Annotated in this window: 21 protein-coding genes and 1 tRNA gene; 7 read left to right on the forward strand and 15 right to left on the reverse strand. The window is 59.8% G+C overall.

Annotated features, from left to right (window positions below; genetic code table 11):
• Window positions 1-16 precede the first annotated feature (16 nt).
• From V4T21_RS04775 to V4T21_RS04830, 12 genes are all read right to left on the reverse strand, one after another.
• The gene (locus V4T21_RS04775) at window positions 17-1429 is read right to left on the reverse strand and encodes a S41 family peptidase (RefSeq protein WP_332713773.1); all 1413 of its coding nucleotides are present in this window, start codon (window positions 1427-1429) and stop codon (window positions 17-19) included.
• A complete protein-coding gene (locus V4T21_RS04780) occupies window positions 1429-2805 on the reverse strand; it encodes a murein hydrolase activator EnvC family protein (RefSeq protein WP_332713776.1) in 1377 nt (458 codons plus the stop codon). Before V4T21_RS04780 ends, V4T21_RS04775 begins: the two co-directional genes overlap by 1 nt.
• Window positions 2806-2851: 46 nt before the next feature.
• Window positions 2852-3337: a 23S rRNA (pseudouridine(1915)-N(3))-methyltransferase RlmH gene (gene rlmH / locus V4T21_RS04785; protein ID WP_332713779.1), complete on the reverse strand. Its 486-nt coding sequence runs from the start codon at window positions 3335-3337 to the stop codon at window positions 2852-2854.
• Between the two features lie 15 nt (window positions 3338-3352).
• Complete coding sequence (rsfS, locus tag V4T21_RS04790) at window positions 3353-3745, reverse strand: ribosome silencing factor (protein WP_332713781.1); 393 nt, start codon at window positions 3743-3745, stop codon at window positions 3353-3355.
• Window positions 3746-4046: 301 nt separating this feature from the next.
• A complete protein-coding gene (locus V4T21_RS04795; RefSeq protein ID WP_440589627.1) occupies window positions 4047-4682 on the reverse strand; it encodes a nicotinate-nucleotide adenylyltransferase in 636 nt (211 codons plus the stop codon).
• Window positions 4679-5962 (reverse strand): glutamate-5-semialdehyde dehydrogenase, encoded by a 1284-nt coding sequence (locus V4T21_RS04800; RefSeq protein ID WP_440589628.1) that lies wholly within the window; start codon window positions 5960-5962, stop codon window positions 4679-4681. The genes V4T21_RS04795 and V4T21_RS04800 overlap by 4 nt, the downstream gene beginning before the upstream one ends.
• A gap of 12 nt (window positions 5963-5974) precedes the next feature.
• A complete protein-coding gene (gene proB / locus V4T21_RS04805) occupies window positions 5975-7129 on the reverse strand; it encodes a glutamate 5-kinase (RefSeq protein WP_332713787.1) in 1155 nt (384 codons plus the stop codon).
• Window positions 7117-8160, reverse strand: coding sequence for a GTPase ObgE (obgE, locus tag V4T21_RS04810; protein ID WP_332713790.1), 1044 nt, complete (start codon window positions 8158-8160; stop codon window positions 7117-7119). The genes proB and obgE overlap by 13 nt, the downstream gene beginning before the upstream one ends.
• Window positions 8157-8705, reverse strand: coding sequence for a GNAT family N-acetyltransferase (locus tag V4T21_RS04815; RefSeq protein ID WP_332713792.1), 549 nt, complete (start codon window positions 8703-8705; stop codon window positions 8157-8159). Before V4T21_RS04815 ends, obgE begins: the two co-directional genes overlap by 4 nt.
• A 158-nt stretch (window positions 8706-8863) precedes the next feature.
• The gene (rpmA, locus tag V4T21_RS04820; protein WP_014132296.1) at window positions 8864-9130 is read right to left on the reverse strand and encodes a 50S ribosomal protein L27; all 267 of its coding nucleotides are present in this window, start codon (window positions 9128-9130) and stop codon (window positions 8864-8866) included.
• A 33-nt stretch (window positions 9131-9163) separates the two neighbouring features.
• Window positions 9164-9844 carry a 50S ribosomal protein L21 gene (locus V4T21_RS04825; protein ID WP_332713807.1) on the reverse strand — a complete coding sequence of 227 codons (681 nt, stop codon included), beginning with the start codon at window positions 9842-9844 and terminating at the stop codon, window positions 9164-9166.
• A 230-nt stretch (window positions 9845-10074) separates the two neighbouring features.
• Window positions 10075-10770, reverse strand: a complete 696-nt coding sequence (locus tag V4T21_RS04830; protein ID WP_332713810.1) for an MBL fold metallo-hydrolase — start codon at window positions 10768-10770, stop codon at window positions 10075-10077.
• Between the two features lie 178 nt (window positions 10771-10948).
• Here V4T21_RS04830 and V4T21_RS04835 point away from each other — a divergent pair.
• Window positions 10949-11038 (forward strand) — tRNA-Ser (locus V4T21_RS04835).
• A gap of 104 nt (window positions 11039-11142) precedes the next feature.
• A complete protein-coding gene (locus V4T21_RS04840; RefSeq protein ID WP_332713813.1) occupies window positions 11143-12822 on the forward strand; it encodes a DUF6538 domain-containing protein in 1680 nt (559 codons plus the stop codon).
• Here V4T21_RS04840 and V4T21_RS04845 read toward each other — a convergent pair.
• Complete coding sequence (locus V4T21_RS04845) at window positions 12819-14126, reverse strand: hypothetical protein (protein ID WP_332713815.1); 1308 nt, start codon at window positions 14124-14126, stop codon at window positions 12819-12821. The two genes, V4T21_RS04840 and V4T21_RS04845, sit on opposite strands and share 4 nt — an antisense overlap.
• Entirely contained in the window at window positions 14123-14344 is a 222-nt protein-coding gene (locus tag V4T21_RS04850) for a helix-turn-helix domain-containing protein (protein ID WP_332713818.1), read from the reverse strand. Before V4T21_RS04850 ends, V4T21_RS04845 begins: the two co-directional genes overlap by 4 nt.
• A 424-nt stretch (window positions 14345-14768) precedes the next feature.
• Between V4T21_RS04850 and V4T21_RS04855 the strand changes: the two genes are divergently transcribed.
• The 3 genes from V4T21_RS04855 to V4T21_RS04865 all read left to right on the forward strand — a co-directional run bounded on the left by V4T21_RS04855 (window position 14769) and on the right by V4T21_RS04865 (window position 17438).
• Window positions 14769-15869 carry a hypothetical protein gene (locus tag V4T21_RS04855; protein WP_332713821.1) on the forward strand — a complete coding sequence of 367 codons (1101 nt, stop codon included), beginning with the start codon at window positions 14769-14771 and terminating at the stop codon, window positions 15867-15869.
• 70 nt (window positions 15870-15939) lie between these two features.
• Window positions 15940-16881, forward strand: a complete 942-nt coding sequence (locus tag V4T21_RS04860) for a site-specific integrase (RefSeq protein WP_332713824.1) — start codon at window positions 15940-15942, stop codon at window positions 16879-16881.
• Window positions 16882-16949: 68 nt separating this feature from the next.
• Window positions 16950-17438, forward strand: coding sequence for a YdbT family protein (locus V4T21_RS04865; protein ID WP_332713827.1), 489 nt, complete (start codon window positions 16950-16952; stop codon window positions 17436-17438).
• Window positions 17439-17567: 129 nt separating this feature from the next.
• Here V4T21_RS04865 and V4T21_RS04870 read toward each other — a convergent pair whose 3' ends face one another.
• On the reverse strand, window positions 17568-17891 hold the full coding sequence (locus V4T21_RS04870) for a helix-turn-helix domain-containing protein (RefSeq protein ID WP_332713829.1): 324 nt from the start codon (window positions 17889-17891) through the stop codon (window positions 17568-17570).
• A gap of 90 nt (window positions 17892-17981) precedes the next feature.
• Here V4T21_RS04870 and V4T21_RS04875 point away from each other — a divergent pair, with 90 nt between their 5' ends.
• Together V4T21_RS04875 and V4T21_RS04880 are read left to right on the forward strand one after the other, a co-directional pair.
• Window positions 17982-18359, forward strand: coding sequence for a hypothetical protein (locus V4T21_RS04875; RefSeq protein ID WP_332713832.1), 378 nt, complete (start codon window positions 17982-17984; stop codon window positions 18357-18359).
• A 155-nt stretch (window positions 18360-18514) separates the two neighbouring features.
• Window positions 18515-18988 carry a hypothetical protein gene (locus V4T21_RS04880; RefSeq protein ID WP_332713834.1) on the forward strand — a complete coding sequence of 158 codons (474 nt, stop codon included), beginning with the start codon at window positions 18515-18517 and terminating at the stop codon, window positions 18986-18988.
• The last annotated feature ends 44 nt before the right edge of the window (window positions 18989-19032 follow it).

Consider the following 19032-nt stretch of genomic DNA (forward strand, 5'->3'; position numbering starts at 1 on the left):
TTTTCGCCTTTAACGCTCATTGGGCTTCGACTGCTTCCTCGTCGGCGGCTTCATCCTCTTCGAGTGCTTCCATCGCCTCGGCGTCTTCGACGATTTGCCGGGCCGCTACGGCGTCGGGATCGGGCGGGAAGGCGGCATCCTCGGCTTCACCGAGAATGAGGTCGATGGCGTGCTGAAGCTGGTTGTCCTCGGCGCGGTCGGCGGGAACATAGACCGAGGAGCCCACTGTCGCCTCTTCCTCCTCGCCGGCGATGTGGCCGGCAAGGCCGGCTTCGCCGATGATGGTGTCGAAGCCCTGGAATTCCTCGGGCACGTCCTGGAGCACTTCGATATCGGGCGTGATGCCGAGCGCCTGGATCGAGCGGTTGTTGGGGGTGTAATAGCGGGCCGTGGTGAGCCGCATCGCGCCATCGAACCCCAGCGGGATGATCGACTGGACCGAACCCTTGCCGAACGAGCGGGTGCCCACCAGCGTGGCCCGGCCCTGATCCTGCAGGGCGCCGGCGACGATTTCGGCGGCCGACGCCGAGCCGCCATTGATCAGAACGACCATCGGCACATCGGCCAGCATCGCGTCGAGCTCGTCGGGACGCGCATCATAGCGCGAATTCTGGCTGTCGATCCGCCCGCGTGTCAGGACCACCGAGCCCTGGGAGAGGAAGGCGTCGGCGACGAACTGGGCCTGATCGACCAGACCGCCGGGATTGTTGCGCAAATCGAGAATGATGCCCGAGGGGGCTTCGCCGCCGTTTTCCTCGAAGATCTCGCGGATCGCTTCGTCCAGCCCGGAAAAGGCCTGGCCGGAGAAACGCGAAAGGCGGATGATGGGCACTTCGCGCTCGAAGCTCCAGCGCACTGCCGACATTGTGATGGTATCGCGGGTGAGGGTCATCTCGATGGGCTGATCGACGCCGTCGCGGGCGACGACGATCTCGACATCGGTGCCGATTTCGCCGCGCATCAACTCGACAGCCTCATCGAGCGTCATGCCCATGACCTGCTGGCCGTCGATCTCGATGACGAAATCATTGGCGAGAACGCCGGCGCGCGAGGCCGGGCTTTCGTCATAGGGGGTGATGACCTTGACCAGACCCTCTTCCATGGTGACTTCGATGCCGAGGCCCCCGAAGGTTCCCGAGGTGTCCTCGCGCACATCGGCGAAGCTTTCGGGCGAGAGATAGGCCGAATGGGGATCGAGCGAGGAGAGCATGCCCTGGATGGCCGCGCGGATGAGCTCGGTCTCGTCGGGCGCCTCGATATATTCGTCGCGAATGCGATCGAGCACCAGCCCGAACAATTCGAGCTGGCGATAGAACTCGTCCTGCTCCTGTTGGGTCATCCCGTTCTGCTGGGCCTGCGCCGCGACCGGAGCGACCGCCGCTGCGACCGCCATGAGCACGATCAGAGCTCGCTTGAAAACCAACGCCATCAGCTCGTTCCACTTTCCTGTTGCTCGGTGCGGGCCGCCCACCATCCCTCCGGATCGATGGGAACGCCGCCCTCCCTCAATTCAATATACAATGCCGGGCCCGAACCGCCACTATCGGCTTCGTCCCCGGGCGCCTCGCCCATGGTGCCCACGCTGGTGCCCATCTGCACGAAGGCGCCGCGCTCGACCGATACCGTATCGAGACCCGCGAGCACCAATAGATAATCCTGCCCGGCATTGAGGATGACGATTTGGCCGTAATTGAGGAAGGGGCCGGTATAGACCACCCAGCCATCGGCCGGGGCGACGATCATGGCATCTTCTTGTGTCGAAACCGTCAACCCCTTGGCGGTGCCGCCGAAACCGTCGGCGGCGCCATAGGTGGTGACCGGCGCGCCGCGCACCGGCGCCGTAAGATAGCCCCGCGCCGCCGCGATGGGCACGGCGGGTTCGGTGCGCGCGGTGTCGGCGAAGGCGAGCGCCAGCGTTTCGGGGTCCAGCGTGGGGATGGTTTCCCCGGCATTGGCGGCTCGGGTCGCTTCGTCGGCGGCCGTCACGGCGGCAATCCGGGTATCGAGGCTTTCGATCAATTGTTCGAGAGATGTCGCGCGGTCGGCCAGCGCCTGGGCTTCGGCCTGCTCACGCAGCAGGTCTTCGTTCAGCCATTCGAGCCCGCGCTGGCGCGCTTCGATGATGGTGGCGATGCGCAATCTCTCCTCGTTGAGGGTCATGAGATTGGCGTTGAGCCTGTCGGCCTCTTCGAGCGCGGTCTGCTTGAGGGCCAGAAGGGCATTGAGATCTTCGGTAACCGTATCGGCCTTTTGCTGGAGCTGGGGCAGCACGGCGCCCAAAAGCAAGGCCGCGCGGGCGGCGCCCAAAGCATCGGCGGGGTCGACGATCATCGCGGGAGGCGGGGAAACCGAAATGCGCTGCAGCGAGGCCAAAAGGTTGGAAATCGAACGGTCGTGACCGTCGAGCCGCGAGCGTACCATCTGCTCTTCGGCGAACAGGGCCTGCAGCCGTTCCTCGATCTGCCTTATGTCGGTATCGGCCAGATCCACCCTTTGGGCGGCGGCGGTCAATTCGACCCCCAATTGGGTGGCGTCGCCATCGAGCGCTTCGATTTCGGCGCGGATGGCTTCGATCCGATCGGCGCCCAGATTGATTTCCCCGCGCACCATATCGAGATCGCCCTGGACATCGCCGGCGGTCTGCTCAAGATCGGCGGCGGGAATGTCCACAGGATCGGGCAGGGCGTCTTCCTGGGCGTTCAACGGCATGGCCAGTAGCGCCAGGGCGAACGATCCTGCTCCCAGCGCGGCCAGGGCGGCGACGTGGATCGAGCGTAAATGGAACAGTCCCACCGGCAGGCTCAAACAGGCAAACTCCGAATCAGCCCGGACAATAGCAGAGACGCGGCCATCATTCGCCCCGGTGATAGGGGTGACCCGATAAAATCGTGGTCGCCCGGTAGAGTTGTTCGGCGGCCATGATGCGCACGAGTTGGTGCGGCCAGGTCATCGCGGAAAACGAAATCACCAGATCGGCCTCTTGCCGCAATTGGGGATCGAGCCCGTCGGCGCCGCCGATGAGCAGCGCCAGCGCGGGGCGTCCGCCATCGCGCCATTGGGCGATCCGATCGGAAAAATCGATGCTGGGAAGCGATTTGCCACGCTCGTCGAGCGCGATCACCACGGATTTTTCGGGCAGGGCGGCGCGGATGGCGCGGGCTTCTTCGGTCTTGCGCGACTGAGCGCTCGAAGCGCGCGATTCAGCCAGTTCGGTCACAGTGAAATCGACAAGGCCGAGCGGCTTGCCCCCGGCGACGGCGCGCTCGAGATAACGCGCCACGAGTTCACGCTCGGGTCCGGCCTTCATCCGCCCGACAGCGACGATCATGACGCGCATACCGGCCCTTCGTGGTCAGTGCGTGTCGGTTCCGAAATCCGCGGCCCACATCTTTTCGATGTTGTAGAATTCGCGAACCTCGGGGCGGAAGATGTGCACGATCACATCGGACGCATCGACCAGAACCCAATCGGCAGAGGGCAGACCCTCGATCCGGGGCTTATCATAGCCGTTTTCCTTGAGCGCCTTGACCAATTGGTCGGCGACGGCGGCCACGTGACGATTGGAGCGCCCGGACGTCACGACCATGTGGTCCGAGAGCGAGGATTTTCCGGTGATGTCGATGGCGATCGTGTCTTCGGCCTTGGCGTCGTCGAGGGACGCGAGAATCAGGTCGAGAAGTTGAACCTGGGGTGCGGCCTTGGGTGCGGTATCGCTCGATACCGACTTGTGGGGCGTGGGGGCCATCAAGCGCGGTCCTCCGCCCCGTGGGGCATCAATTGGGTCATCAAACCTAAACAGTTTCCTTTTCGTGACCGTAACGGCAACGCGCGCGTCATGCGTCGCGTTGCATAGCGTCAATATGAGGCCCGCAGCCCGCTTTGCCAAGGGCGCGTGCAGGCCATAAGCGATCATGGATTAATGTCGTTAATGAGACGGTAACCTTGTGCCGGTTCGATGGATCGAACCGGCACAAGTTCCTATTCTCTTTTCGTCGCGTCGTCGAACCGCAAAAGTGGTGTCCACTTTTGCTGCCAACGCTCCATTGTCAGCCGTGTTGATCCTTCCGGGCACCGTTTCGCAACTGGGTGGACGAGAGCGTGCTCATCAGCCCGTGCAGGAACACCCAGGCGGGCGGTTTCATCGTCGCAAGCCGGATCGCGTCGGCTTCCTCGATGCGGCTGGAGGCAAAGCGCAGCGCGGTCTTGGAAAATGATGCGTTGCGGGTCGAGCCGGGGCGGACGTAAACGGCGATGGGCAGCAGGCCGAAAATATCCTCCCAGCGCTCCCAGCGGTGAAAGTCCGAAAGGCTGTCGGCGCCCATGATCCAGACGAAATGGCGGTCGGGGAGGGTACGGGTGAGAAATTCGAGCGTCTGGAAGCTATAGGTGAAGCCGCGCGCCGCTTCGAACCCCGTGACGCGCATGGCGGGGTGATCGACAAGCGCGCGGGCGGCGGCGACCCGCTCCTCCAGGGGGGCCAGGTCGTCATGGGTCTTGAGCGGATTGCCGGGCGTCACCAGCCACCAGATGGCGTCGAGGTTCAGGCGCTTGAGGCTTTCGTGGGACACCAGGCGATGACCCTCATGGGGCGGATTGAAGCTACCCCCGAACAGCCCGATGCGCATGCCGGGCGCGGAAGGAGGAAGGTCGGTGACGCCGGGGATCACGACAGGCGTCGTCAAGGACGGGTCTGCCCATTACCGCGCACGAGATATTTGAAGCTCGTCAATTGTTCGACGCCCACGGGGCCGCGCGCGTGCATCTTGCCCGTCGCGATGCCGATCTCGCCGCCGAAGCCGAATTCGCCGCCATCGGCGAACTGGGTGGAGGCATTGGCCATCAGGATCGCAGAATCGATTTCGTTGAAGAATTTTTCGATCACCGCCGGGTCCTCGGCGATCACCGCCTCGGTGTGGTGGGAGGAATAATGCTCGATATGGGCGATGGCCTCGGCGATGTCGGCGACGATCCGGACCGAGATGATGGCGTCCTCATATTCGGTGCGCCAATCGTCCTCCGTCGCCGGCTTGGCTTCGGCGACCATGGCGCGCACGGTTTCGTCGCCGCGGATTTCGCAGCCCTTTTCGATCAGTGCGTCAAGGATGGGCTTGAGATGGGTTTGGGTCACATCCTTATGGATCAGCAGCGTCTCGGCGGCGCCGCAGATGCCGGTGCGCCGCATCTTGGCGTTGGCGATGACGGTAACGGCGATATCGAGGTCGGCGCTTTTATCGACATAGATGTGCACCAGCCCTTCGAGATGGGCAAAGACCGGCACGCGGGCCTCCGATTGCACCCGGCCCACCAGCCCCTTGCCGCCACGGGGCACGATGACGTCGATATTGCCGCCCAGACCCTTGAGCATTTCGCCCACGGCGGCGCGGTCGGTGGTGGGGACGATCTGGATCGAATCGGCGGGCAGGCCGGCCGCTTCGAGCCCTTCGACGAGGCAGGCGTGGATGGCGCGCGAGGAATGGAAACTGTCCGAGCCGCCGCGCAGGATGACGGCGTTGCCGGCCTTCAAACACAGCGCGCCGGCGTCGGCGGTGACGTTGGGACGGGATTCGAAGATCACCCCGATGACGCCCAGGGGCGTGCGCACGCGGGAGATATCGAGCCCATTGGGACGCTGCCAGTTGGCGATGACCGTGCCGACGGGATCGGGCAGGCCAGCAACTGTCTGGAGCGCGGAAATAATGCCGTCGAGGCGGGCGTCGTTCAAAAGCAGCCGGTCGAGGAAAGCGGAGCTCATGCCGCCTTTTTTCGCCGCTTCGATATCGAGCGCATTGGCGGCCAGGATATCGCCCCGGCGAATGTCGATCGCCTGGGCGGCGGCGCTCAGGGCGGTGTTCTTGCGCTCGGTCGTCGTGTGGGCGAGCACCGAGGCGGCGGCGCGGGCGCGGCGGCCCAGATCGGCCATGATCGCTGCGATATCGTCGGTCTGTTGTGTGGCGGCGGTCATCATTGCCTCCCGTTAATGGCTCAAAAGCACGAGATTGTCGCGATGGACGAGTTCGGTGCGGGTGGAGGGGCCGAGCATGTCCTTGATGGTTTGGCTGTTCTTGCCCATGACGAGGTCGGCGGTTTCGCGGTCGAGCCCCACGAGCCCGCGGGCGATTTCATGGCCCGCCAGATCGAATATGGCGACCGTATCGCCGCGCCCGAAATGTCCGCGCGCCTTGACCACCCCGATCGGCAGCAGGGAACGCCCCGATTTCAGCGCCCGCACGGCGCCATCGTCGATGGTGATTTCCCCGGTCACCTCCAGCGTGCCCATGATCCAGCGCTTGCGCGCCGCCTTGGCCCCCGCCGAGGGCGCGAAAAGGGTGTGCTTGCCGCCAGCCATCAGATTGCCCAGCGGGTGTAGCCCCGTTCCCTGGGCGATCACCATGGCGGTTCCGGCCTGGGTGGCGATCTTGCCGGCCCCGAGCTTGGTCGTCATGCCGCCGCGCGACAGGTGGCTCGCCGCGCCCCCGCCCATGGCCTCGATTTCGGGGGTGATCTCGGCGACCAGCGGAATGTGGCGCGCATCGGGGTCCTGCGCGGGGGGCGCCGTATAGAGCCCGTCGACATCCGAGAGCAGCACCAGCATATCGGCTTCGATCATCGTGGCGACGCGGGCCGAAAGCCGGTCATTGTCGCCATAGCGGATTTCGAAGGTGGCGACCGAATCGTTCTCGTTGATGATCGGGATCGCGCCCAGCCCCATGAGGGTGTTGATCGTGGTGCGGGCGTTCAGGAAATAGCGCCGTTCCTCGGTGATGTTGGGCGTCAGCAGAATCTGCCCCGTGGTGATGCCATGGGCGCCCAGATGGCTGGCCCAGGCCTGGGAGAGCGCTATCTGTCCGGCGCTGGCGGCGGCCTGGCTCTGGTCGAGCGGCAGGTTCCTGCCGGCAAGGCCGAGAAGGCGGCGGCCCAGGGCGATGGCACCCGAGGAAACGATGACGATATCGCGCCCCTCGGCCTTCAAGCCGGCGATATCGTGGGCAAGCGCGGCCAGCCATTCGGCGCGCAGCTTGCCGCTCTTGCCGTCGACCAGCAGCGCTGAGCCGATCTTGATGACCAGCCGTTTATAGCCCGCCAGCGCGTTTGTGGGTTCGACCGTTTCGGCCTGCATCAGGGCACCCATTTTTCCTTGGGCTCGCTGTTGGAAGAGCGGTTCTCGTTTTCCCTATTGTGGTCGAGAATTTCGAGCACCCCATAAAGCACAGCATCGACATTGTCGCCGGTGGCACCCGATATGGCCAGCACCTCGCCGCCCGAGGCCTTTTCCAGCGCGGCCTTTTTTTCGGCCAGCGTTTCGGGATCGAGCGAATCGATCTTGTTGAGGCAGAGGATCTCTTCCTTGTCCTCGAGCCCATGCCCATAGGCGTCGAGTTCGCCCCTTATCGTGCGATAGGCGCCCACGACGTCGTCCTGGGTGCCATCGATAAGATGGATCAGCACGCCGCAGCGTTCCACATGGCCCAGGAACCTGTCGCCGAGCCCGGCCCCTTCGGACGCGCCTTCGATCAGCCCGGGAATGTCGGCCAGAACGAACTCGCGCGCTCCGGCCCGCACGACACCCAGCCCCGGATGGAGCGTCGTGAAGGGATAATCGGCGATCTTGGGCTTTGCGGCGGTGACGGCTGAAAGAAACGTCGATTTGCCCGCATTGGGCAGGCCGACGAGACCGGCGTCCGCAATGAGCTTCAATCGCAGCCATATCCATTTTTCCACGCCCGGCAACCCCGGATTGGCGCGGCGGGGAGCCTGGTTGGTCGAGGATTTGAAATGGGCGTTGCCGAATCCGCCATTGCCGCCTTCGAGCAGGGTCTGGCGCTGGCCGACTTCGGTGAAATCGGCGATCAGCGTTTCGCCATCGTCTTCGAAGATCTGAGTGCCGACCGGCACCTTGAGGATGATGTCGGCGCCATCGGCGCCCGTGCGGTTCTGGCCCATGCCGTGGGTGCCGGTGCCGGCCTTGAAATGCTGCTGGTAGCGGTAGTCGATCAGGGTGTTGAGCCCATCGACGCATTCGACGATCACGTCGCCGCCCCTTCCGCCATTGCCGCCATTGGGGCCGCCGAATTCGACGAATTTCTCGCGCCGGAACGCGATGGAACCCGCCCCGCCAGTGCCCGAGCGGATATAGACCTTGGCCTGGTCGAGGAATTTCATAGCTTTTCAAGCGCCTTGTAGAAGGCGTCCCGTGTCAGTTCGGTTTCGATATGGTCGATGTCGGTGTTTTGGGCAAGACAGATTCGCTTGCCGATCCCGGTGCGGGTAAAGCCCAGCTTGTCCTGGACGGCCAGCGACGCGGCGTTGAAATAGAACACCCCCGACACCACGCGCCCGGCGCTCGAGCGGGAAAAATACCAGTCGATCACCGCTGCGGCCGCCTCGGTCATATAGCCCTTGCCCCAGAACGGCTCGCCCAGCCAATAGCCGATCTCGGCGTGCCGGCCTTCCCGGTGCATGCCGCAAAACCCCATCAGCCCTTGGGTGGGATCGCACACCGCGAAGGTGATGGTATCAGGTGACCATTCCTTTTTCTGCCGGATCAGCCAGTCGACCGCCATGTTGATCGTATAGGGGTAGGGCACCCGCGCGAGATTCTTTGTGACCTCGAAATTGTTCAGCAGCGCGGCAATGCGCGGCGCGTCGCGCAGCTTGGGACGGCGCAGGATCAGGCGTTCGGTTTGGATCTGAGGCTGCTCGGTCATGGGCCGCGACTTGATAAATGAAAAGGGGAGCCGGTAACCGGCTCCCCTTGAGACTTTAGCCAAAAGCGACGCCGGCGAGAAGATGCCCGGCAAGGTCGATTCTGGGGTCGCGCATCCGGCGGCAAATTATGCCGAAGCGCTCCAAACGGCCTGCCGAATTATTCAGCGGCCTTGAGTGGCTCGACGGAAACGAAGCTCTTGCCGCCGGACTTGGTGGCGAAGGTCACCTTGCCGTCGACCAGTGCGAAGATCGTGTGATCCTTGCCCAGGCCCACATTGGTGCCGGGGTGCCATTTGGTGCCGCGCTGACGCACGATGATATTGCCGGCGATGACGGCTTCGCCGCCGAACTTCTTGACGCCGAGGCGGCGGCCGGCTGTATCGCGACCGTTGCGGGACGAGCCGCCTGCTTTCTTATGTGCCATGGTTCAAAATCCTCGAATTTGTCTGTGTCGCGTTTACTGATCAGCCTTGGCACGCGGGGGCTTGCCGGCGATCAGTTCCTTGGCCTGGTCGACCCATTCGTCGCGTTCGATGCGGCCCTTGAAATCGAGCTCTTCGTCGAACTTGGCGACGTCGGCCTTGGTCCACTTGGCGATCTGGGTCAGGCTGGTGACGCCGGCGGTGGCCAGCTTCTTTTCCAGCGCGGGACCAACGCCACCGATCAGCTTCACGTCGTCCTTGAACTCGGCCGCGGGAGCCGCTTCGGCCTTTTCAGCCTTGGCGGGCTTGGCTTCAGCCTTCGCCGCGGGCTTGTCTTCGGTCTTTTCAGCCTTGGGCGCAGCCTTCTTGGGGGCAGCGGCCTTCTTGCCCGAGGGCTTGGCGCCGCCGGTCAGGATTTCGGTGATGCGGACCAGGGTCAGTTCCTGGCGGTGGCCGTTCTTGCGGCGATAGCCCTGGCGGCGCTTCTTCTTGAAGACGATGACCTTCTTGTCGCGGAACTGCTCGACGACCTCGCCGGCAACCAGCGCGCCATCGACGAGCGGAGCCCCCAGCGTGACGTCGGCGCCGGCGCCAACCATCAATACGTTTTCAAAAGTCACTGCATCGCCGGCATCGCCAGCAAGCTTTTCGACGCGGACCAGATCGTTGGCAGCAACCTTGTACTGCTTGCCACCGGTCTTGATGACTGCAAACATCGTTTTCTGGCCGGGTTCGCACCCGGTTCCCTTGGCTTTCGCACCTGACGGCGCCGCGGGCAATTGCCCATGTTCCGCGGACTTTATGCTGGCCGGAAAGCGATCCGGCGGGCGGCCTGTGGCAGCGTGTTTTCAAACAAAACAAACGGCGCACAGGCAGGGCCCATGCGCGTTCGGATGGCTTATCGGTGCAAATGGCCCGAGAGTCAAGGCCCGAGCAGCGAATCGGCCTATTGGTACCAATTGCGCTCGACGATCTGCGTGCCGGCGCCCCGGGGCATCAATTTCGCCAGATCGGCCGGCTCGAAGGCGGGCTGATCGAAGGGGAAGCGATAGTGGAAGGGATAGGCGTAGCGCGGGGACGTCTTTTCGATGCAAGTGACAACCTGTTCGGGGGTCATCGTATAGGGCAGGTTCATGGGAAAGAACGCGATGTCGACCTTACCCAGCCGGTCCATCTCGGCGGTCGGCTCGGTGTCGGAGGCCAGATAGACTATTGTTCCGGCAAAATCGAAAAGATAGCCGTTGCCGGCGCCCTTGACGTGGAATTTCTGCCGCTCGGGCGTTGTGTTGTACATGGGGATCGCCTCGATCCCGATGCCGTGCCAGGAGGTCTTTTCGCCATTGGCGAGCACGGTGGTCCTGTCCGCGATCTCGGGCGGGAGCTGTTCAAGGACCATTTGGGGCGCGATCAGGGCGATATCCTCGCCCATGAGCTTTCGCAGGGCCTCGATATCGAGATGGTCGCCGTGATGATGGGTGAGGACGATCAGCGTGGGCGGGGCCAGATCGGCAAAGCGTTTCGCATCGCCCACGGGATCGCAATAGATCGTCTCCCCGTTCCATTCCATGACGAAGGTGGCGTGGTGGATGGGGATGACGACCAATGGCCCTGCGGCGGTCTCGTAGCTGTCGCGTTCATACATCGATTTTCCTTTCCTGCTTTTGGGGCCGGACTTGCTTGGCACAACAGGAGCGGGGCGGGTATCGTTCCGTGATCCCCAACCATGATCCAAACAAGGTGTTGCGAGGCATCGAACGCTATGCCATATAGCGCCCACCCAACGACCCGCCATGTCCTCAGCATGGCTTGGACTGCCAGACGGAGAGGTGCCGGAGTGGTCGAACGGGGCGGTCTCGAAAACCGTTGAGCGCGTAAGCGTTCCGAGGGTTCGAATCCCTCCCTCTCCGCCATTAATCCTTGTAAGACGCTAGTATTACTAGGATTTTTTCTCAGAAAAACGAGGCATAGAGGCTTCCCTGCTACAGTGGACTGCTACAGTCCGTCAGGAAGGTCGATGTCAGCCATCGCTCGACTCGTAAAACGGGGCGTCATTTATTATTTTCGTACTGCGGTCCCCAGGCATCTGATTGGTCGTTTCGGCCGGACAGAGCTGACTGTATCCCTACGAACGAGCCACCGCTCGCTGGCTAGGGTTCGCTGTTACCGCATTAGTTCGGCGATAGAGATTTTGTTCGATCGGTTGCCCATGATGCCCGAATTGACTGTCGAAGAAATCAATCAGCGCGTTAGAGGCTATTTTCAGTTGTGCCTGAACGCGGGCGAGGAATACGCACAGGAGTTCCCAGCCGATCCTCGCATCGATGTCGAGGCCGAAATAGCCGGTCTCCGCCAAAGCATTGAGGAACTGCGCACTGGCCTGGCAACGGGGTCCTTCAGTATTGCCGTTGTCAACGATGCAAACGACCTCGTGAATAATCCTACCGGCGGTGGCGTAAAAATCGATCTAGAAGCGGCTCAGTACGCCTATCGCACGGTTGCACGCGCCCAAATCGAGCAGCGTCGCATCTTGGCCGCCAAACTCGCTGGCGATTACAACAGCATCAATCCTCAAGATCCTTTGTTCGCCGGAATGACAGCAAATGGGTTTTCTCCCCTGCCCGGGCAGGAACATCTGCCATCGGATGCAGCGCTCACGTTTGGGGCTGCCGTTCACCGCTATTTGGAGCAGAAAAAGACTGCGTGGGCTCCGAAAACTGTTCAGGCTGTGGGACACGCGCTGCGTCTGGCCGGAGAACTGTTTGGGTCCGACAGGCTCTTGATGATGTACAGCACCGAAGACAAGAAACGCTTGCGGGATGTGTTGGCCGCTATACCTCCCAACCATAATAAAATTAAGGCCTTTTCGGGCATGACGGCCAGCGAAGCTGCCGCCGCAAACAAAGAAGGCCCTCGTCTTTCACCGAAGTCGCAAGAGAAATCCCTTGAGTTTGTCGGGGGCTTTTTCACGTGGGCTTTGAACGAGGGCTACATCGAGAAAGTCCCGGGTCCTGGCATTAAGGCGCTGAAGGCAAAGAAATATGGCCCGGGACCAGCGCGGGAACCTTATTCGAATGCGGAGCTGAAAATGATCTTTGGTTCGCCCGTGTTCTCTGGCTGCAAAAGCCGTCATCGTCGCGGTGAGCCAGGCCAACAGGTTCTACGCGATGGCTATTACTGGGTCCCGCTTATCGCTTTGTATTCGGGCATGCGCCTCGGTGAAATTGTTCAGCTTCGAGCGGAGGACATTAAAGAAATCGAGGGCGTCTGGATCTTTGACGTTTCCATGCAGGAGGGCGAGCTCAAGCAGATCAAGACCGTATCGAGCTTTCGAAAGGTGCCCATCCATAAGGATTTAATCGACTTGGGCCTTCTAAAGCAGGTTGAGAAGGTGAAGGGGAAAGCCCGCCTGTTCGAAGATATCAAGCCGGGAGCGGATGGGTATATGTCTCACAATTTTTCGAAATGGTGGGGACGGTATGCAAGGCAAATCGGTTTCGCCCGTGCCAAGGTGGCATTTCACTCGTTCCGTCATAATTTCAAGGATGCGACGGTATCGGCGCACATACCTGAACAATACGCCAAGGTGCTGATGGGGCACGCCGACAGTTCGGTTCATGCCGGTTATGGGAGTGGCGTGCCCATAGTCCTGCTAAAGGCTGAAATCGATAAGATTGACTATGGTCTGAAACTCTAGCCGAATTCGCTCGGATTTTCCCATTCTGTATAGCGCGGGGCCACCTTTATTTTTTTGACGTCGGCCCATGAGGCGCCCACCGCGTCTAGATCTGATTCCAAAGTGACCATTAGGCTTTTCAGAGTATCTTGATCTAGATGGGTGGCGGCGGAAAAGGCGCTATGGAAACTGCTGATGCAGGCAAGCTGCTTCGCGACCAACCTGACCACAAACTTTTTACTAGGAATCCAGAAGCTCCCAATTCTTTCAGTTTCCTTAAAATGAATCGATACGAGTCTTTCGTGCAGGCGGTCCCAGTTCTTTTCGGAAGGACTGATCGCAAGTTTTCCCTCAGACCAACTGAACTGGTAACCTAGGTATTGTGGTCCCTCGAAAATTCGGCAGATACGCCTTCGCGCTGTGAAAACCCCGCCGGGCAACTTCGCAATGGCAGCGATTAGGGCGTCGGCTTTAGCAGTGGCCTCTGCCTCCGTTTCGCCAGTGAGCCAGAAATCATCCCCATAATTGACTAAGCTATCTGCAACGCTGGTCGGGATGTTCAAACGCGAACAGATCATTTGGGCAATCATGGATGACGTGCTGGCCCCCGTTGGGAGTGCCCGGCGGGTCGGGTCAACGAGACTTTTCCTGTAGTGCAAGGGAAGCTTTTCCGCATATCCCTTCCATACCGTCTCGATATGCCGTCCACTGACGGCGCAGTCTGCCACGGCGGATGGCAGTGGCAGTTCATGCTTGAGCAAATCCAGCTCAAAACTGTTATAGTAGCTCTCGATGTCGATAACGGCGACCCAGGTTTTTGGCCCCGCCACGAGCGACCGAGCCTGTTTGATCGCCCTATCGACGCCCTTGTTTGTGAATTGGAACGGGCGTGGGGTAAAATAGGGCTCCAGCACACGCTCCACCATGCGATGGGCCGTCCGGAACGTCAGGCCAAAGTCAAAAATAAGCCTGTGCGCCTTCCCGCCACTCTTCTCCACGCAATATGCTGTTACGAGCTCTTTGATAGGACTGAAAACATTCACCGAGAGCGCGGCGTGAAAACATTCCTCAATCGAGTAATTTTTTTTTGTCCCGGTCTTTTTGCGTACATCGAGCGCAGCGCAAAATTTAGCTGGGAAGGAGGTGAGCAGTTGATGGCGGGCCTTCATAATGCCCTCGCCATCTGCCGAGGCGACCGCCTGTTTATACAGCGCGATCAGATGAGAGCGTTCACCTCGCATGGCCGTTATGAAGTTATCTCGCTCCGTGCCTTCGGCCGGTAACTCGATCGCCGCATGCGCGAAGGTGATAGGCTCGCTGGTCATGATTCCCCTCCGGGCAGCGCAAGCTGGTCCTTGATATACATAAGGCGACGGCCAACCCTGAAGCGCTCGGGCATTTTGCCGTTTGCTTGCCAATAGCGGATCGTACGAACCGATCGCCTGAGCAGTAGGCTGGCCTCATCAACAGACACGAGATGAAGCGCGGTCGACTGAGGCCGGTGTGAATGCTTGGGGGTTTTCAGGTTCTTGTGATCGCGCATTTGGCTCGACTCCCTTTTGCATAGATGGAAGCTGGATCAGACCCAGGGGTAGGAGCAAGTGTGCAAATCTAAACTGGTATAGCGCCGAGTCCGGGTGCAAAACGGACCGGTGTCGCAAGCGGCCCCTGGGGACACTTTTTGCGACACTCCCACCCAGGTTGCACAGAGTCGGATAGATCGGTTTCTGGATGTTTTGTCGGTGGAAATTACCGGCTGTGCGGGCCAGCATATCGGCAACGTGGTGCTGCGATAGGCCGACCAAGGTGCCAGCACATGATGCAGGTCAGCTGCAATTTTTCTGGACCGAACAATTGCACCGAATGGGCTTGATTCCCCGGCAAAATTCCTTGCCAAAGGCGGACATCAGACTACGCTAAAAATGGGTCAGAAGTGACCTGACCTCCGCAACCAACGGAGGTAGACGATGATGACTCAAGACCAGTTAGGGCGGTTTCGTGTTCGCCTGGTCCAGGCGATTGAAGAGCACCGGGAAGCCGTGCAGCCCCCGCCCCTTGCGATTTCGCCCTGGATCGCGATGTCGATGCTGCAGAAATCCATTCGTCGGTCAAAAACGGCGACGGCTCTGCGGGCCGCATCAACGCTCCTGTCTGTCGCCCCCGATCGCCTTTGGCGTCGTCTGGGAGGAGCCGCCTTCGAAGATGTCGGTCTTGGCTCCATGGGGGCCATTGGCCTGACCACGGTAGCCCTATCGGGCAAACGGTTTCGAGCTTCTCTAGGCGGTGATTGGGCGGTGGCTTCCACGACCGTAAAGACCCTTTGTGTTGCGCCCAAGAGCCGCGCATCTGATGATCTCTTTATGGCACTTGAAACCTTGCCGAAGCTGAGAGGGAAGCGGAAGGAATATGCGGCGTTTTCTGATCAGGACCTGCAATCGATTGTCTTAAATGCCAATTGTCTTGAGACCCGCGCTCTAGCGTTCCTCTACCTGCTCGGTATTCGCCGACCATGTGGTTTGTCTGCCCGTCGTGGTGAACCCAGTCGGGCATTCGATCTTTTGGATGAAATGGGGGTTGCCGCGACACTGATTGCGGTTTGTCGCGAGGGACACAAAAAGACAGGAGAGCTACTTCCCCCACTCATCGCAATGCTCGCTTTGCACGATGGACTTCGCGATGGAGCGTCTGAGGATGAAATTCCCCGGGAAAACTGGGTGGGTGAAGTGCCGTGCTGGGCATCCGATATGTTCACACGGGAGGGTAGATCGGCCCTCGCGCGCCTTTTAAAGACAAATGCAGGCGTTGCCGAACTGGTCCGTGCCAGGGTACATGAGCCTCTTAGACTCAACTTTGTTGGTCAGCTCCTCTTCCGGGTTGAAGGCGGCGTCCTGAAACGACGAACGAGAGGAGTTCTGGCGGACCGCCTGCATACCCAGTTTCTCTATAACACGTTAGGCGTTGAACCTAGTTGCGCAGCCGAAGCGCTGGGCCTTATGCGCGAGGCCCTGCCGCTGCTGGATCAGATACGGGCTGACGTTCTCAACTCGAGAGGCAATGATGCCCGCTAATCCTCTAACCTCGGATAATCTTCAATTATCACGGGTTTCGTTGGGCGCCAACGAGTCTAATCGGAACGAAATGCAATTAATTGCAACGAACGTTTTGGGCGTACGGGGTTCAGAGGACGACATTTCTGCCGAAGCCGCCGATCTTCTCGGCTACGCGCTTGCTGACAATACGCTAAGGGCCTATCGGGCTGACCTTGATCATTTCCTGAACTGGGGTGGATCGATCCCAACTACCACGGGAGAGATTTGCAGCTATATCGGGGAGCAAGCTCGGCAGCTCTCGGTCGCGACAATTCGTCGGCGAATAGCGACTCTCTCCAAGGTTCACGAATTGAGAGCCCTCTCCAACCCCTGCCGCTCTGAAATGGTAAGAGCCACGTTACGTGGTCTGGCACGAAAGCACGGCTCGGCGCAAAGGCAGGCCCGGCCATTGCTGCGGGATGATTTGTTCCTGGTCCTCGACGGCATGGCGGGTGGCCTGAGGGGTCGGCGCGATAGGGCGCTTTTCTTGCTTGGCTTTGCTGGTGGATTCCGGCGCTCCGAAATCGTTGGGTTGGAGGTGGAGGATATTGAGCCGGTGCGACAAGGGCTCGTTGTTACCCTTCGAGGATCGAAAACCGATCAGGAGCGTGTGGGCCGCAGGATCGGCATTCCCCACGGTCGCAGTCGGCATTGCCCGGTGGCAGCTGTTGAGGCGTGGCTCGCGATATCAGAGATTAAGTCTGGTCCCGTCTTTCGCCCCGTAACCCGGCATGGTCAAATCACCCAAGCACCATTGTCGGGCGATGCGGTATCGGTGCTCTTGCGTGAACGCCTTGCTGCTGTGGGGATCGATTCCGAAGGGTATTCCGGTCACAGCCTGCGCGCAGGATTTGCCACAAGCGCCGCGCAAGCTGGGATTTCCACTCTGAAAATTCGTGCCCAGACGGGCCACGCCTCTGAGGCAGTGCTATCCCGCTACATCCGTGACGGCGAATTATTTATCGGGAATGCGGCGGGTATCCTGCTTTGAAGCCAGCATACCTTTCTGTGATCTCAAACTTGTGCTTTTGTTAAGAACAAAATGTTCCGGAGGGCGAGGTGGGAAAAGAAAAAGATGAGAGCGAGACCAGCTTCGAGCTTATGCCTGGAGAACATCAGGTCCATGAATCTCAATGGTCGCGCGCGGGCGCCGTTGCGCTGACCATCTTTGTTGCTGGTCCATTATTTCTGATAGGTTTGTTCAGCTTGGGACAGCAGCCAGTAGGTCCAGCCTTGATCTTTCTTGGACTGGGTATCATCGCTGCAGCTCTTCCCTTTATGTCGCAACAGCGACGTCGGGCGATCGTTACGACGAGGCGCGTCGTCTTCATTCGCGGGCTAACGAACACCACTCAATCGGTTCCGCTCGAAAAAATCGAAGAGGTTAGTACTAACTCGGCCTCTGTCAGTCTCCGCGCCGGTTCAGCTTTGAACTCGCTGACGCTAAACGTCCAGGACCCGGCTCAGCTAGCCGCAGCTGTTGAGCGTGCCAGGGCAGCGAACCGAAAGCCCAAAGAAATGGATGCCTCTGGCATGGGACCGATATGAAGAAGCTGATGAATTCATCAATCTACGGCCCGCGAGCGAAATTTCCATGAATTCTGGATCGGAGACGGATTGATTCTGGCATCTCCCCTGCTATGCCGCCAAAAATTGGTGGGAAAATTGGCAGAAATTTCACTTCTGCGAGACGAGTGCCTCGACCTGCGTGAGCACTATCGCAAGTTGGGTTTTGGGCAGCGCCTGGGCGGCAGTGGTCAGTTTGTCAAGCAACTGGGCACGTTCATCTAGCGGTAGAAAATCGTCGATCCCCAGCAAGTGATTGGGCGTGGTTCCGAGGAAACGTGCAATCTTGACCAAAGTGGCAAGATTGGGTTCCCGGATACCTTGCACGTAATGTGCGTAACGGCGTTCGCTTAACCCACATCGGCGGGCCGCTTCGGCATTGGAGATGCCCAGCTGCTTGGCCCTTTTTCGAAGATTGGTCGCGAAAATATCCATAAGGAACGTTCTGTTCCGGATTTTTCTCTTGCGCCATGAATGTTATGGATCACTATATAGGAACGTAATGTTCTTAAAGTGGGGCCGTTCGTGAGCGAAAAGCAAGCTGCCCAACAATCGCAAGGAAAACTGCTGCCTAGCATAGTCCTTTTAGGCATAGGGCTGATAATACTTGGATTCTTTCAACTGGGCTCTCCCCAAACCGGCGAGGTATCTGCCGTGGAGAAGGCAGCAGCAGTCATGGAGGGCAATTTTTCTCCTCAGCAAATCGAGCATATATTGCGCGATGCGATGCCGAGATATGGGGTCCGCTATGAAGAGCAAACGGCGCACCTATGGCTCACCGTCCTCGTCCGCCTACGACAAGAATCTGGGATCCACGAAATTGATCTCCTCAGATGTGTGGCAGGGATGGACGGCGCGATGAGCTTTACCGCAGCGGCAGCTTTGTGCGCGGCTAATTTATGAAAACTGATTCTCGGAGTGAGAAATTCCGGAGTATCCGAGTCATTGGGTAACTTCGATCGGATGCAACGCCAGAACCGCCGGGAAGAGACTGGATCAAGAATGATGCCGATGTCGCCACTGCTACAATGACTGAGCCACCGGGAGGTACATGGGTTATGATCCGCGCTTTTGTAATAACTACGGCACTCCTGGCCGGTCCGATCGCGGCACAGGACAACATCGAGTGGACGATATCGGTTAGCGGCGGCAGCGAGATCGAAATTCCGATCTTCATGACAGAGGGCTGGGTACGTGGGTTGATGATGCAGGGTGAAGACTACGGAACGGCATTTGAGCCGGACCGCTTCCCCGTTCAACTCCGACAGTATCGGACAGATTCAACGGGACGCCCCTTCGACTATCTGGAAAACGTGCTCGGCGCGAACGCAGACGCGATAACGTACAGTTATGACCATGCCAATTTGGGTGCGATTTCAGGCTACACCAATGACCGCACCGGGATTTTCTACGGTATGTGTCGTAAGGAGCGCGTCGTCATTTGCTTCGACATGCACTGGCCTAAAGAACTGCAGGAAACCTTCGGGCCGATCGTTGAGCGGATAGCTAAAGGTTTCCGAGAGGGGATATGAGCCAGAGTCTCTGTCAGTAGTAAAGTTCAGTAGGATCGCCCATC

Origin of the sequence: Pelagibacterium mangrovi (assembly GCF_036662815.1) — a bacterium.
Lineage (GTDB): Bacteria > Pseudomonadota > Alphaproteobacteria > Rhizobiales > Devosiaceae > Pelagibacterium > Pelagibacterium mangrovi.